The 16,824-nt window shown below is 44.5% G+C and carries 10 protein-coding genes; 1 reads left to right on the forward strand and 9 read right to left on the reverse strand.

The genetic code is table 11. The features are described from left to right. Positions 1–14: 14 nt before the first annotated feature. The 8 genes from tamL to LDX50_RS02155 form a co-directional block, all read right to left on the reverse strand. The gene (gene tamL / locus LDX50_RS02120) at positions 15–2,345 is read right to left on the reverse strand and encodes a translocation and assembly module lipoprotein TamL (RefSeq protein WP_225696750.1); all 2,331 of its coding nucleotides are present in this window, start codon (positions 2,343–2,345) and stop codon (positions 15–17) included. Continuing rightward, positions 2,342–7,246: a translocation/assembly module TamB domain-containing protein gene (locus LDX50_RS02125; RefSeq protein ID WP_225696751.1), complete on the reverse strand. Its 4,905-nt coding sequence runs from the start codon at positions 7,244–7,246 to the stop codon at positions 2,342–2,344. The genes tamL and LDX50_RS02125 overlap by 4 nt, the downstream gene beginning before the upstream one ends. Positions 7,247–7,322: 76 nt before the next feature. Further along, positions 7,323–8,639 (reverse strand): DUF2254 domain-containing protein, encoded by a 1,317-nt coding sequence (locus LDX50_RS02130; protein ID WP_225696752.1) that lies wholly within the window; start codon positions 8,637–8,639, stop codon positions 7,323–7,325. Next, positions 8,636–9,526 (reverse strand): mechanosensitive ion channel family protein, encoded by an 891-nt coding sequence (locus LDX50_RS02135; RefSeq protein WP_225696753.1) that lies wholly within the window; start codon positions 9,524–9,526, stop codon positions 8,636–8,638. The genes LDX50_RS02130 and LDX50_RS02135 overlap by 4 nt, the downstream gene beginning before the upstream one ends. 50 nt (positions 9,527–9,576) lie before the next feature. Next, complete coding sequence (locus LDX50_RS02140) at positions 9,577–9,993, reverse strand: arsenate reductase family protein (RefSeq protein WP_225696754.1); 417 nt, start codon at positions 9,991–9,993, stop codon at positions 9,577–9,579. A gap of 109 nt (positions 9,994–10,102) precedes the next feature. Then, positions 10,103–12,733, reverse strand: a complete 2,631-nt coding sequence (locus LDX50_RS02145) for a BamA/TamA family outer membrane protein (protein ID WP_225696755.1) — start codon at positions 12,731–12,733, stop codon at positions 10,103–10,105. Next, positions 12,720–13,919, reverse strand: coding sequence for a Pycsar system effector family protein (locus LDX50_RS02150; RefSeq protein ID WP_225696756.1), 1,200 nt, complete (start codon positions 13,917–13,919; stop codon positions 12,720–12,722). The genes LDX50_RS02145 and LDX50_RS02150 overlap by 14 nt, the downstream gene beginning before the upstream one ends. Before the next feature lie 15 nt (positions 13,920–13,934). Then, entirely contained in the window at positions 13,935–14,552 is a 618-nt protein-coding gene (locus LDX50_RS02155) for a methyltransferase domain-containing protein (RefSeq protein WP_225696757.1), read from the reverse strand. Positions 14,553–14,628: 76 nt separating this feature from the next. Between LDX50_RS02155 and LDX50_RS02160 the strand changes: the two genes are divergently transcribed. Further along, on the forward strand, positions 14,629–15,552 hold the full coding sequence (locus LDX50_RS02160; protein ID WP_225696758.1) for a chromosome segregation protein SMC: 924 nt from the start codon (positions 14,629–14,631) through the stop codon (positions 15,550–15,552). 428 nt (positions 15,553–15,980) lie between these two features. On the opposite strand, the gene LDX50_RS02165 is transcribed toward LDX50_RS02160, so the two are convergent. Continuing rightward, complete coding sequence (locus tag LDX50_RS02165) at positions 15,981–16,742, reverse strand: DUF547 domain-containing protein (protein WP_225696759.1); 762 nt, start codon at positions 16,740–16,742, stop codon at positions 15,981–15,983. Between the last annotated feature and the right edge of the window lie 82 nt (positions 16,743–16,824).

The following is a 16,824-nucleotide window of genomic DNA, read 5'->3' on the forward strand; positions in this document are numbered from 1 at the left end:
CGGCGCAAAATTCATCAGAAGGGATATCCGATTGCCAGGTTCCAAATCATATATTGTTTACGCCATTCCCTGTTCAAAGGCTTCCATCGGAAAAAGTCGGGATTACCTTCCTCATCGGTAATTTCATACGGCACAAAGAAGGGTATGCCCATATCCAGGCGAATTACGAAAAACTGAAAATCGTAACGGACTCCAAATCCCGTTCCGACAGCAAGTTCCCGTAAAACATTGCGCCATTCAAACTTACCTCCCGGGCGCTGCTCGTCTTCACGCAGCGTCCAGATATTTCCCGCGTCAACAAAGAAAGCTCCCTTTAGCGCACCCAACATAGTAAACCTGTATTCCACATTGAACTCAAGCTTTATATCGGCGGTCTGATCGATAAAGGTAATGGAGGAATCAGGCCGGAAGGAACCAGGACCTACCGAGCGGGCGCGGAAAGCCCTGAGGCTACTGGACCCTCCCACCGAAAATTGCATGGTGTAGGGCAAGGTCAAAGAGTTGCCATACGCATAACCCACCCCTGTGGTAAAGCGTGAAACAAGCCGGTTATCTCCCTTAAAATCGAGATAGTGCCTGAAATCGATGCTTAACCGAACAAATTGGGAATAAGGCTGCCCCAGGAGCGTATAGCTTCCATTCTCGTTTTTCTCACCCAGATTAAACGTATTTTGACCCAGGCGCATCAGGTTTCCGGAAAGATCGATGTTGCCGTTGAAATAATAATTGTGTCGTTTTCGTGCCCTGCTCTTGTCTTCCTGCGAACTGAAATAATAACTGTAGCTCGAACCAATAATGAACTGTTCTTCAAAACTCCGCGCCAGGAAAGGATCATTGAGGAGCAGGGAGTCAAACTCCGGGGTAGTACGGGCCAGGTCGATGAAATTTAATGATACCGGATATAGCTTATGTCGTTTGGTAGCTGTCTCCCTCCACTCAAATCCATAATTTGCATTGATGGAATTCAACTGGTAAAAACCTACACGTCTCTGTGCCTTGGCCCCAAGCTTAAATTTGGTTTCTGGAATATACCGGGCGTTATTGTAGCGTATTCTGAATGGCTGGATCAGGTGCGGTACGGTGAGAACATTCTCAATTCCAAATTCATAATTGCTTAACCCCTGATTTGTTTTACCGCCGAACTGCCATTCATACCCTGTGGTTAAATTCAATTCATATCGCTCGGCTCCTCCCAGGAAATTCCGGTTGAGGAAAGATCCGGTTAAATGCGGGCCAACAAAACTATTTGACGTAGTGACAGCCTCCACGGACACCCGAACCGATTTCTTCTTCAGTGGAGATAAGAACAAGTTTGCACGCAGCTCGTGATCACCCATTTCATCAAAAGTGAGGTTTACATAATGAAAGGCATCCAGCTGTATCATCCTGTTCAGGGTAATCAACTCCCGGTTTCTGTTGTAAATATCACCCGGTCTCAGCTTGACATGTGATACGATTGCATTGGGTTTAAAATTATCCCTTTTCCGAATGTAACGGACATTCTCAATCTCCACAGTATCCAGCACATCCCCATTCGATAAGCTGTCCCTGACAGCCCAGTCATAATCAGCGTAGACATTTACCTCTCCAATTTTGTATATCTCGCCCGCCACGGCCGGCATATCATCATTAAATACCGGATACAGATTTATCTTCCTGTTTCCAATAGTCGTATCGGCCTCATAAATGATATAACGATCATCGAAAAAGTAATATCCACCGTTGCGCAGCGCTCCTTCGAGTCGAAGACGTTCCTCCTGCAATTTGTTGAAATTATATCGTTGGCCGGGCGACAGGATTGTATTATCCTGGAGTTCGTTGATCTTCCGGACCAATACTATCGAATCGGGCTCATAGGGTGCAATGCTGTCATAGCGGTATGGCTCAATCACTTCGGCAGTATATTTTACGGAAGCTTTATGACGCCCCGAATCTATTTCAGTTATAATTCGGGACTGAAAAAAGCCGTTCGAAGTAAGCCTGTTCTTAACGAGGTTAGCCGTTCTTACACGATCATGCTGATCGAGCACAACCGGTGCCTCCCCGAGCTTAAATTTCATCCAGTGTTTGAAGCCTTTTTCCTTGGTCACATCTCCAGCCAGGTGATAAAACCATACCCGTGGCCGGGAACCCAGAATTTTAAGATTAGGATCCAGTGAGAAAACCTCTTCAATGTCTTCCTTCGTCTCATTTATGTCTTGCTTGGGAACATCCTCATCCGTTACAATTTCAATGGATGCACCCTCATAATATTTTTCACCATCAGCGAGATACTTATTAGCCGAACAACCGCTAACCCCAATTATTGCTAACGCAAAGAGCCACCATGTAAATATGTATCTCATTTGTCGGCTTTTCCTTTTTTGGTTCCTTTGAACAACTCGCTTAGCGCGTCATAATTCCGAACAAAAATTACCCCGGCACCCGTCTTAATAATTTCTCCCTGCAGCAGGTCATCATAATTGGTTTCCCGGAATCCAACAAGCCTGTAACGTCCGTCCTCAGTAATCAGATATTCAATCCGGATGTCACCAGAAAAATCAGAAACATTATTCCGGTAAGAACTGGATCCCTCGAGATCGAAATTTCCTGCTACCTTAACGATTACACGGTCATCGAATAGCTTTTTGGATACTCCCAGTTCAAGCTGCGTGCGTCCCATCGACTCTCCCTGCTTGTTGTAATCTTCATAGGAATCAATTGCCAGTGACAATTCAACACCCTTGATCTTGTCAGACAATTTACTCAGCTCACCTGAAAGCAGACTCGAAACACTGGATCGTACCGTGTTGGCGGCTATATTGTCGTACCCATTGGTGCTTCCTGATTCGTCGAAGAATCCATTCAGGATCAACAATCCAAATACCTGCTTATTCAATTCAGCCTCATCCTGGTTGAGCTGGGCAACCCATGACTGAACAGAGATTGGCGCCGGTGCGTCTTCAGCTAACGCAAGTTTAAATGATATATCTGGCTGAAGAATCTCGCCCCGAAGAATCAGTCCGACCTCAAAGTCAAGCTTGCTCCGGTTCTCTGTCTGTACCGGTGCAGCGCGAACCTCATAAATCGCTGTCACATTCAGGTTAGCCGCATAGGGATTACCAGTCCAGAGTACATAGCTTCCTGACTGTATGCTGAATTCACGTTGAACCAATCCATAAAAATTCATGCTGTATTTTCCCTCAGCTACCTCAAACCTGCCGGTGAGATTAATGTCTCCGGAGGGCTTTATGCCCAGATTTAAGAGGGCCTCCCCTTTGAGTGAAAGCATATCACCCGTGATGGGGTCTATTACAATATCCAGCTGATTTTCCCGGGATACACTAATCGCAGCATTCAGTTGTATACCGCGAATCGCACTACGCAGTGAGTCTTTCCGCTCCGATCTCATGATGAAACTGTCCTCTTTCAGATCCTTATCCACAAACCTTACCACCTGATTTTGCATTTGTTCGGCAATGGTCTCTTCTGGAATGACGTAAGTAAAATAGCTGTCGTCCGAAAGTGACAAGTTCAAATCCACTTTGGGGAGGTATGAATTACCCGTAATTTTTACATTACTGGTCGCCTTCAAATTACCATAGAATAGGTCATTGTCACCTTTTTTAGAATCTACCAGCGTAAAATTGTTCGTAGTTGCCTCCAGGTTAAATCGATAAAGGAAAAAATCCCGCGTTGATATTTGACCATTCAAAACAGCCTCATGATCCTTTTCATCCCGAATGGTGAACCTGTTAAAGGCAAATGTATTGTTGGAAATATTGATCCGCTGGTCGTCAATTTTAAGAAAATTCTGAAGGTAGGTCACCTTGAATCCGGCATTTTCAAATTCAAAGAAACCATCCACTTGCGGCTTGCCTGCAGTGCCGCTGATACCGAGCTTTCCGGATATTGCACCATCAACATCGGTTATTTGTTCTGCTGTGAATACTGAAAGCGCTTTCAGGGCTAAATGCCGTATCTCCGCATCCAGACTTATTTCTGAGCTTTGTTGAGTATCATAGCCTCCCACAATCCGAACGTCATTATTTGTTCCCCGAATTGACATGTCAACCCCGTAGCTCGTTCCTTCTCCCGGACCGCTCGAAAACTTCAACTCTCCCAGAGGTTCACCCATCAGGTTAAAATCAGTAATTGATAACCGCGACGTAATTCCCGGCAATCCAACACCTCCACGAATATCAACTTCACCGTCAAGCAAACCCTTGACCAGCGAAGACGAGTCAGTACTGAAACGGCTTAGTTCACCAAGTTGAATATTGTTTGCCACAAATGAGGTGATGGAATCGCCATTTGTCGCCGAAGACCTGAAGGCCAGCAATTTATCCAGATAAGTCATTTCCAGCTCCTCGAACCATATACCCGAGCTAAGCAGGTCTATATGGTTGTCTTCCGGAACACTCCATTGGTTATAGTTGAGCATCAACCGATCCGGATCAATTTGTAAACGGGTGAAATCATCAACCTTTGTCATGGATGCCGCCAGGACATATTTATCCAGCCGGTTTTTATCCCGGAAATGAACCTCAAGATCCATAAGATGGTTTCCTGACGCTGCATGAATCCATGTATTTGGAATTACGACCGGTCCCTGGACCAATTCCCGTATCTTCAAATCCCCGGTAAATTTCTCGGTGGTTGAAGAAACCAACAACCCGATAGAATCGGCTGCCAGTCCAAGGTAGGAAACAGTATCAATTTTCATCCGGATATCCAGCTCCGTGTCTTCAGCACGATAATGACCGGTAATTGGCTCCATCCGCAAATAATTCAAATCAGGAAGCAGAACACTGGCAATAAAATCAGGATCCGAGACATTGATCTCAAAATCGAAAAAATCATTGGAGGTACGATCATGTTCCTTTTCACTAAAGTATGGGCCAAGGTGATCGATTAGGACTTCCCCGATCCGTGAAATAGCAAATGATCCCTGAATTGAGGCTTGCAGAAAGCGTGAGTCCAGCGAAATAGTTCTGATAGAATCTTCAAGTGAAGCATTCAGCTCAACAGAATCAATATTAAACAGATCCTCATCCTTTCTCACATAAAAATCACTGATGGCAAAATTGCCTGTAAGATCATTGGATGGCAGAATTGTGAGATCTGAATTTACCTTTGCAATGATCTTGTATTCCCTGTCGGAAAAACCCAGGGCTTCCAAATCCAATCTTTCCAGGTCAAGGGTGAATTTCTGCCTGCCTCCGGCCGATGGCATTGACACCAGCCCATCAAAGTTAAAGGCGAGGTTATCATCTCCGTAATCAATGGTTCCGTTGTAGCTGTAACCGATGATGTCACCCTCTGCTTTTAAGCCGCGGTATTCATATTCCGCATAGCGTACATAGGGCACATCCAGTTTCAGCTTTCCGATCATATCATCTTCAGACAGTCCGCGACCCTCCACGTTGGCGGTCATGGTAATTGTGCCAATGTCATCATTGCCCAGGATTAACCCCACGTCCAGCGAATCCAGGGAAATGTCGGCGGCATAAACCGGTATCGAATCTGAAGGCATGAGCCAGTCCATTTTTACCATCCCGTTACCTTTACTGGTCTTCAAATCTGCCTTGGTCTTGAATTTACTCATGCTGCCATCAAAGGACGCCACCAGCCTGATCTGATCCGGAATACTGATGCTTTTATCAATAAGTGAATCACCGGTCCACATTCTCACTGCGCCGGCAGTCGTATTCACGGTTAATTTCGGAATTACGTAACGTGCTGAAGCCGGATCTGAAATTCCCCTGATCTCCCCCCGAGGCAGACTTATATCAAGTCCCGTAAGGGCGACATTCCAATTCTGAAATTTCAGGTCTGCCACCTTACCACTCACTAATCCCTGAATTTCAATTTTTGAATCTCTTTTCAAGGGAACCTGGTCAGGGAGTGACGGGATGAAATAAAAAAGATCATTGGTGCCCAGCCTGGTCGATACAAGAGAAAAATCAACAGTCATTTCAGGATCCAGATCCAATAACGCATCAATGGAACGATATCCAAGAACAATATTGCCATTGATCAAAGACTGATCCGTCTGTATGTTCAGGTCTTTGACGAAGGATTCTGTATCTCCATATCTGAATTTCATAGCAGCCTGACGCAGAGCGATATCACTCGAAATCGCGGTGAGCCTGGTAATTTCCCCCTGCACATACATGTCTTCAAAGCGAAGCCCTTCACCCTGAAGCCCAATCTTTTCAAAATCAAGATGAGCGGGATCAAAGCCCGGAACAGGTTCAACCGAGTGATCATACAGCCTGAATTTATTATTGGACATTACCACCTTACGGCTTCCTGCAATCATTTTAAGAGGTTCGTCTGTCACTAAGGTATCTGCAAGATTCCCATCAGAAACATCGAACATATCCATCGATACGGTCGAATTACTGAGTACAACCCGCTTACCCAGATAGATCTGCCGGTTAATATCCAGTGAGTCTACATCAATCTGCAATTGCCCAACATCCGCTTTCATCTGTAACCCGGCAGATTCAACTTCAAGATTAAGCGTGGTATTCAGGATTTCAGCATAATTGCCTCCAAGATTGAACGGTTTGCTTTCGGTCGTATCGGGTTCAAAAGCATGCGCCTCCCTGAGCTGAACCGATGCACGCGTATCCTGCAGCGAGAGGTAGTCTACGTCGATATACGGACTATCCAGGTCAAATGTGCCTGCCTCTGCTTCCAGTGACCCAATATCGGCACTGATGAGAATCCCATGATACCGGTCCAGGTAATCGGCTTTCGAATTGGAAATACTCACACCGCCGAGGATGAAATCCATGCCGGAAGTTGAATCCGCCGGAACTTCCGGCTCTTTTGGAGATTCTCCGGCAAATGCATCGATAATATATTGATAATTAAAATCAGGGTTGTTTCCGGTATTGTAAACATTCGCATTCAGCCCCTCGACCCTTACTTCATTTAGTTTTATCCGGTTTTTCAATAACGCCAGCAGGTCTGCATCTGCTTTTACCTTACTGACGAACAAAAGTGTATCGGCCTGCTGATCTTCAAGATAAAGGTCTCTTATTACAAGACTGTATGGGAAATCAAGATAAATCCCTCCAATGGATGCAGCGGTATCTACACGTTCTGAATAATAATTCAGCGCCTTCCCGGTAATGAAGTTCTGCATAAATGGAAGTCGCAATAACAAAATCAGCAAAATCAATAGAAAAAGCACGGACAGGACTACTTTCAGCAGTATCCGCAATGCTTTTCTTAAGACTGATTTTGCCGACATTCCGATTGTCTTATTTTAAGGAACCATGTGATTCCAATGATTTTTATAAAATTATCAATTTACCTGTTCATAACGGTTACAACATCTGGATGGGATCGGAATATTTCAGGTGTTCATTGATTTTGAAGATGAGATGATTGAATTGCTCATGGTCCAGTGGGGTAAAATTATTAGCAACGATCGTTTCACGTAAGTCGGAAATATATCTCACCAGAACCCGTTCATATCCCTTCTGCGAGCTGTCTGCATAAATAAGATTTTTCAGACATTCAAGAATATTGAACATGACTGCGGCATCGGATTCACCGTATTTTCTGATCGGCATGATATTATGATACAACAAATAGTCCAGTGATACCTCCGGAAGGTATAGTACCGGCTGTCCGTCTGAACCCGTTTCGTATAGCTTTTCCCGCAGATTCATCCGATCGATAAAAAGGATGCTGAGCAGGTCAATGGCTTTGACTGCCGTTCCCGGATCATTAATTCCCGGACTCAGGGCTTTGACGGCAATTTCAGATATCTGCTTAAACCCAAAAAGATAGTGATCACCTACATGTTCTTCAGCATAGAAAGTACACGCGGTGCGTATCTTGTTTTCAATATCTTCTGTTACCGGTTTATCAACCATGATAAATGGATAATTTTTAACCAGGAAAAAACCGGGATTGGTTACAACGGCAATTTTAATCGATTCTTTTTCCGCAATGGCTTTCAGGCTGGGGACATGTATTTGCTTCAGGTAACCTGTCTCCTTGGTGAGTATAACCTTCCACCCATCCATTTCCGGTAAATCGATATCCTCTTCGTCCTGATTATCCACAGATCGCATTTTCGACCTGGTTCCGTTAAATATTTCCTCCATGATCGTATCCACCTGAATCGATCTGGAAATTGAATCGATAAAATAAATAAACATTCCGAGACAAGTGATGCCCAGAAAAATTGCTATAAGGATTCCCAGTGAAGGTATTTCGGTCTTTTCAGGTGTTACATGAATATTGGTGATGAGGATCAGGCAATAGACAATTGAACCCAGGTAGACACCCAGTACGACCTGATGATACTTCTTCCCTACCAGTGCAGGTATAACACGGGGTGATAAGGTGGATGAAGCCTGGCTCAAAACTACCATAACCATCGAAAAGCTGAAGACCATCAGTGAAATCAGACTGCCCATCAACGTTCCTAAAATCAGACGGGCATTTTCAGGGCCCTTAACGAGCAGATTATCCAGAAATTCGCGAAGGGGCACGAGAAATGGTTTATACTCAATAGAAACCATGACAAGGCTGAATATCAGGAATAACAAGGCAATAGCACTTGGGTAGAAGGCAATACTGCTGAGAATCTTTCTGAAAAACTTTCGGATGTGAGCAGAAATCTTAATCATGATTTTGGAATATCCTTTTCATAGATCATCACAGGAATGGGGCTTCCTTCCTGGTAAATCTTCAGTTCCACAATATCAGCGGGCATATTAAAACCATCTTTTTTCAACCGGTCATACACTTGTCCCATGATTTCGCTTTTCAGTACCGTCATGGAACCCAGGAAGTCTTTGGTGTTGATCCAGAAGTGAATTTTTAGATTGATGGTGCTCACAGCAAAATCCTGAATTACAACAAACGGTGTTAAATCTGATTCCTGTACAATTTTCCCGTTACTTGTCAGTTCCTCCATCACCGCCCGGATTGCCTTGGCGATGTTATCACCGTAATCCAGTCCGATTACAAAATCATGTCTCAACAATCCATCCCGCGTATAGTTTACGAGCGGGTTTTTAAGTAAGAGGGCATTTGGCAGAAAGATGTCGCGGCCAGTGAAGGTGCGGATGTGTGTATTTCGAAAATTCATCCCCGCCACTTTTCCTGTATTATCCTGGACCTCAATGATATCTCCAATACCGAAAGGCCGGCTGAATGCAAGAAAAAATCCGGCCACAAAGTTTTCACCAATATCCTTAAAGGCGAAACCAAGGATCAGAGCACTTACACCTGCACCTGCCAGTAATCCACTGGCGGCATCTCCCAGGCCAACCCGATTCAGAAAAACAAAGAAAGCAAAGACAAAGAAAATCAGCCAGATCGCCCTCGTAGTAAAATTGATCAGGAGTACATCCTCCGAATATTTCAACAACCTCCTTCGCATCAGGCGCGACACACCCCAGCCGATCAGCATGAGGATACTGAAAAGAATCAAACCTACCAATACGGAGGGCGCTGCTGCTATTGTTGTATCCCAGAAATCCTGAAATGATTCATTTAATTTTTCTTTCATCGTAACCAATTTACGATCAAAAGATACAGGAATTCATACGGTTTTACCAGTTAATTGCTGCTTTCAAAAACGTTGGCCCTTCGTGATTTTACACCTTCGATTGAAAGATCTTTTGGAATGAGTTCGAACGGCGAAGCAACCGGATAAGCGAAATCGGTAACTACAGCGATCGGCGTATCAATCAAGGAGGGGTTTTGACTCATCAGCATGAGAAGATCCTCTTCGGTAAAACTGCCATTGGCAATTTTATCCATATAGAGCGAATCATTCCTGTCCATCATCTCTTCCACCGGCTCTCCTATTGTATCGGCGAGTTCCTTCAACTGTCGTTCTGTGAGGTTCGATTTACTAATATCCCTCTCATTCACGACAATTTTCTTCAACGATTGTGCGTAACCAAGTACCTCACGATCTTTCTTCTTTTCGGAATTATAATACAGTCTCATTTCTTGCTCTCCTTTGGTCATAAAAATTATATTTTGGTGGAAAAATTTTTCCATCCGTCTTTAAGAAGAACATATAAAAAAACGCGATAGTTTAGAAAATTTCAGATTTGTGGGATACTTCCGATAAATATCAGAACATAAATCCCAGGTTCAGATTTACCACATTATTTTCAGCAGAATGTGAGTAAACCAGGGTTGCAACGAGGACCCCGAATGGGCGAAAATACAGTCCGCCACCCCAGGAAGAATGCCAGTCTGAATCTTCCGGCAAATCCGACCAAACCCGGCCGGAATCAAAATGTGCCAGCACACCTAATTCGAATGGAACATAATAAAATGGCAGGCGCAACAAACTGGCACGTACCTCAAGATTCTGATACATCGTACTTCTGCCACTGAACCGGTCCCGGTAATAGCCGCGGACATTTCCCTGGGAATTATATCCACGATTACCACCGATCGTATTGGCCTGATAGAACTGATAATCACCGGTTGTGGAGGCGCCTCCCAGGCGGGCTGCAAAAGTTACCGGAATCTGCTTATCAAGGGTATAATATCCCCTGATCTCTGAATTGATACGTCCAACTTCACTTTGATTATTATTGGTTTGAGCCAGCCACTGCATTTCGGTCAGCCAGCGGATACCATTTCGGGGATAATGCACATCTTTTATGCTGCGCACATCGGCACGCATTTCAATGCCAGCATACGTATTCTTCCTGAATACATCGGATGGAAGCTCTTCGGCAATGTCACTAAGATAGGTTCCGTCGCGCCGGTCTACATTCACCACTTGAAATACAGGCCCGAGTTTAATGAAGGAATCACCCAACCTTCCGGTAAATCCCGGAAAGAGGCGGATGTTGTTGTAGTATACATCGTAATACGATTTACGCGCATTTACAGTTGTGGAATTCCCGTATCCAAAGAAATTCGAATAGAAACGGGGTGACTGAGCTGTTAGTTCAATGTTAATACCCATTTGCCGGATCACATTTACAAAATCTCCGGAGTAGTTAAACTCCCATGCGTCCCGGTAGGGAGCTACATTGAAAGAAGCGCGATGTTCGCTCTGATAGGGATACATATTAAACCCATGCCGGGTATAGACAACCCCTCCCCCAATAAAAAATTTGTCATCCGTATTAAAACCAAGGTTAACGGTCGGCGCAATACGATCATGCCGGAATGCATTCATATCGTATCGCACAATTTGGTTATTCACCGTGGTTTCAATCCGGGCGTCTGGGCCGGCATCAATCGAATTACCATCCTGCGTATCGTAGATTACGATGGTCTTGCGCCATTCACGGCTGTTGGAATTATCTTCATATGAATCTTCTCCGTCGCCACCAATCAAACGAAGTTTCATCGGCTTTTCCGAAGTTCCGCTGATGCGAAAATAATCTGCACCACCCATTCCAAACAACCTGACCTCCTCTGTTTCTGCGGGATCGAAAATGCGGCGAAGGATCATATCACCCTTTTCGCCATCGTTGTCGGAAGTAAAAATCTCCACCTGCAACCCACCGTTCGGCAGACGCAGAATTTCAAAAAGTTCACTTTCATCCGTTCCTGTAAGATCAACTTTACGGGCGAGAATCAAATAATAACGCAGCGCAAATTCCTCGAGCCGGTTCCTTCTTATAATGAGTGTTTCAGCAATATCCTCACCGATAAGTGCATATGCCGGCTCCGGGATGAGTTGAACACTTTGTTCAATGAATTCATTGCTGAATTGAGCCCTGAGTTCCCGGGCAGCCTGCTGCCACTCCTCCTTGCCAAGAGCTGACAAAAACCGCCTGTCGAGCGGTGAACCATTCAGGTTAAGACCAGCAATATCACGGATGTCATTCTGATAGTCCTGAAATTTTCGAATAGCCCACTGCCGGTTGGCAACCCAGGGAATAACACCATCGAAATTAAAAAATGCATTATCACGGTCTTCAGGAATCGGCTTGAACAGAATACCACCGTCTATATCAAACTCTCCCCAACGGAACTGCCCCTCATGACGATCCCAGTCTCCTACCCAGATATCGAAAAGACGTGTTTTCAGAAACAGGTACTCATCAATCCTGCTGTCATGATCGTCCCGCAATTCCCTGATCATTGTTTGGGTGCTCACTGCATTATGGGTGAAGCCAAAATCTTCATAATCCGACCAGTCCTCATCAGGGTCCTCGATCAACAGCGCAAGCACACCGCCGAAATCCTTACGGTATTTCCCCAGTAGCGCAACATCCGGAATATATACCAGTTCAGGATTTGTATGCAGCAGTCCTGCCTGTTCAGCAAGCCTGGCCGTGACCAGGGCGCTGTAAGGCATCGAGGCAGAAATCTGATCCTGCACCACATCATCGGCAAAACTATATTGCAGCGGCAAGGGTAATGTAGGCGATGGATCTTTCTGTATGGAACGCAAGGCATAAAATTTACCGTCTGCTGCTTTCACCTTAAGGGAGAGTGTTTGCTGTCCGCCGCCCTCCTCCAGTATTTCAAGTCCGCCAAGTTTCTGTTCAAAATTCAGAACCGGAACCTGCACAGGTGTATCCCATACATCTCTGTAATGATCACCCAGCCAGAACCGCTTAAATTTTCCTGCCTGGTACATACTGCCTGGCTTAACGATAACCTGATCAGCTTTCCGGTCGAGAACCGGCTGCTTTACACTTTCATTATGAGACGGACGAATAACTTTACATCCTGCGCCTGTAAGGATAAAAAGAATAAAAACGATCCATCGGTTAGTGAGTGGCATTGGTGAAAATGAAAATTACGATAAACGCAACAACTGAGACGGTAAGGCCTGTCATGAATATGTTATAGGAGATGGATAGTAACCGGTATTTTTCTTTCAGGACAACACCCAGATTGTACAGGTCGATCGACATGCTGTCGTATAGCCGCTGCTGATCTTCTTTCAATTTGCTCAGGTACGCCATGAAGTCGTTCTTCGGGATACCAAGGAAATTCCCGAAATAAAGAAGCGATATCTTGCCTTCCTTCACGTCCGACATATCAACTTTCTTCTCCGTAACCTTCGGACGGGCAGAAAGTACCGCAAAGAGCACCGAACAGAGGGATCCGAGTAATAAAACAAGGATTGGAATCGTATAACGGAATCTTTCTACTGTAAAACTTTCAACAGAAAGGCTCGCGCCCGATAGAGTCACGATTACCGAGATCAGAATTGTATTTATGCTGATCATCATATTGGCTTTTCCATCAGCAATGGCGCTGAAATTAATATGATTTCGATAATTGGACCGATACAGCGTATCAATCCCGCGACCAAAATCCTTACCCGTTTTCTTACGGGTAGTTACTTTTCGCGCCTTCAGAATATTTTCCCGTTGTTTCTTAATATTTTTGGCCCTGCGAGGCCCGAATATTTCCTTCGCCTCCTTTGTCAGGAAATCATTCCTGGTAAGAAACTCATATTGTTTCTCTTCCCATTCCAGTTCACTCCAGCTCTCCTTTTTAATATTTTCAAGTTCAATCCTGAGCAGCTCTCCCTTTCTGAAAAAACGCTTCCTGCCCATGTGGGAAAGATCCGCGTCGTGAAGGAGTTCGGCAAGTTTGGTCCCGGTCGGTGCTGTGTAGGATGTACTTCGTATGAGGTCAAGGACACGGGCCATTTTTTCATTGTCATAAGAATGTTCTGTGAGGAATCGCCTGGCGATTTCAACACTCTTTTCTTCATGGCCGTCATAACTCCGTGTAAATCCGGTATCATGCAGCCATGCTGCAAGCAATAACATTTCGCGGTCGTCCTCCTCAAGTTGCCGTTCATCTGCCAGTTGTCCGGCAACCTCCGCAACTTCCGTGGTGTGTGCTGTATCATGATAATGCATTTCAGGACTCAATTCCTTGCGAAAAAGATCAAGCACAAATGATTCGGCTTTGCTTACAATTGCTGGGGTTGGTTTATTTTCTGAGGTCATAGGAAATGATATGCATTAGGTAGTGGAGCCTCCGATTATTTTTCGTTTACGAAGTTCAATAAATAACTCACGGTTTCTTCTTGGCGCAATGGAGTTGTAGCATCGGGCCATGATCTTTTCCTCAAAGGTAGGAAAGAAATAGCTACGATATACGCTCTCATTTCCGCCAAAAGGCGGATGATCATCATACAGGGGATCATCGAAAAGTACTCCGGCAAGATGCCCGCCCGGAACGAGCAGCTCATGCATTTTTGCCACATAGGATGATCTGAGAACGGGTGGAAGGGCACAGAAAAACGTCTGTTCAAGGATCAGATCAAATTCACCGGTGTAACTAAAAAAGTCACCATGAATCAGTTTTTCTTCAGGAAATTCCGGGCAACGATCCTGAAGTCTCTGAAGTGCTTCGGCACTGATATCAATGACGAATGTATTTTCAAATCCCTGTTGCATGCAATATTCTGCCTCGTATCCGCTTCCCGCACCCGGAATTAGCAGGCGAAGCCCGCGATCATGTAAATGATCAATATATTCCTTAATCGGTGTTGTTATCCCACCTGTGTCCCATGGGATATCATTCCCTCTGTACCGTTCAGACCAGTAATTTTCCGTTGTAAAACTGCTTGTTTCCATACAAGTATTGAACAAAATATTGACTTGTGATAAATTAACGATAATTTTACGTAATCAACATAGACAACGAATCAACATGGCCGAACATATTGTAAAACCTCCGGAGAAACCTAAAAACAGCAACCGTTATCTCATATTGCTGATAATTTTTGGAATCATCATCATTGTACAGGGTGTTAAAATCTACCTGGATCACCAGGAAAAGACAAGTTTAGAGAACCGACAGGCCTCTACCGAGGAAGAATTGGCTGTTACAATGCAGCGATTGACCGACATTCGGGCTGAATTGGATCAGAAAATTGCTGAAATCGAGGAACTGGGTGGAGACGTCGAGGAACTGGAGCGGGTAAAAGCTGAAATTGAACAGGAGCTTTCTGACACAAAAACCAGAAACAGAAGGGATCTGAGCAGATTGCAGGCGAAGGTTTCCGGGTATGAAACGTTACTGAAGGCGAAAGATGAAGAAATCCAGAAACTTCAGTCAATCAATGAAGAACTTCTTACCGAGAATACAACCTTAAAAACAGAAAAGAATGAATTATCCGACAGCATAACCACGATAACACGTACCAAGGAGGAACTTATCTCCAAAGTAAATATCGCTTCGCAATTGAAAGCTGAAAATATTCAGATTTTGGCATTGAATCGTCGGGGTAAAGAAAAAGAATCACCCTTCCGGCAAAATCAAATTGAAAAGCTAAAGGTTGTTTTCAACATTGCAGAAAACAATGTGGCTCCGATCGAGGGGAAAGATATTCTTATCCGTATCATCGATCCGTCGGGACAGATCATCTTTGACATCGAGCGGGGTTCAGGTACGTTTATGCTGAACAATAAAGAGGAGTTTTTCACGGCGAGCCAGGAAATTCTTTTCGATAATTCACGTCAGCAACTCACCTTCGAATATGAAAAAGGTTCTGATTTCGATGAAGGACAGCACATGCTGGAGGTGTATACCGATGATTACCTGATGGGGCGACAGGAATTTATTGTGAAATAGAGAAAATGATATTTGAAAAAAGGCTGTCTCAAAAAAAGGCAGCCTTTTTTATTTGAAGATCTGTGCGACCTCCTCACATATTCGACCGCCCACTCATATATGCGACCTCCCGCTGCGCAGGGGTCGTTTTTGCATTGCAATCATTTTCTCACCTATTAGACCCCCGCTGCGCAGGGGTCGATTCTTCAGGACCAATTATTCTCAATAATCAAACAATGTTAAGCCTTTACTACGTTGGATAAATGCGCAGAGGTGGGTGAAGATGTTTCAAAGGTGGTGGTTAATATTTGCAGCTCTTTAAATTAGGTCGATGACCCATGCTTAGCGTGGGTCAAATATCCGAGATACCGCGTGATACCCAATTCGACCCCCGTGCAGCGGGTGGTCGTATAAAATCTAACTTGTTTGAGATTATCTCGTCATTCCGTCTACCGGACATCGTTCAGCGCCCAGTCATAATCAAGATAATCAATATCGGCATCAGGCTGAATCCTGGTTTGTGAATAGCGATTCAGAAATTCGATGAGTGTTCCATTTTTTTTGAAGTCTCCCGAAAACCAGCTGAATATTTTAGATATCTGTGGGTTCGTGGCTGATATCAGGTTTCGCGATGCATCATTAATAAAATCAACGGCCTGGGCATCAAGCTGACGGTCAATTTTATCGGCAACAAAGGCCTCGGGTCTTAATGGAGGACAGGAGACCGATGCACAGTTGATGGCGAAATGAATTCGGGGTTCCTGGAAATCCTTGCGAAGTATATCATGTTCTATTTGATCAAGGCTCATTTCCACACCTCCTATTTTGAAGAACTTCTTATTCCAAACTGTACTCACCGTAGGTATGGCGATAGCAGGATTCAGATCTTTAATACTTTCAATCGGATAATTATCGACAATCAATTTTACTGTAAAGGCATTGTAGGCATTTATCCAATAAGCCAGCTGTTGTTCTTCCGACCACATGGCAGGATCGGGCGCACCTGCAGCCAGCACTTCGAGGTATTCCTCAAGTTTTTCGCGTTCTTTAATAAACCCCTTGTAATCAACCATCCCGTCGGCGCGTACATGTGCCTTCAACAGTTCATCCCACAATTCATGTGAAGGAATATCCGCGCTATGATTGGCATTCTGCGCATTGCAGGCAAATAGAGAGGGAAGAAAGATGAATAGTAACGCGTAAATTTTCATAGATAGCAACTGCTTTGTAGATGTCAACGACTAAACCGGGCAAAAGTTTGTCAGGAATGCGACCAGCAGGCGTTTTGTGCAA

Source organism: Fulvivirga sedimenti, from assembly GCF_020328055.1.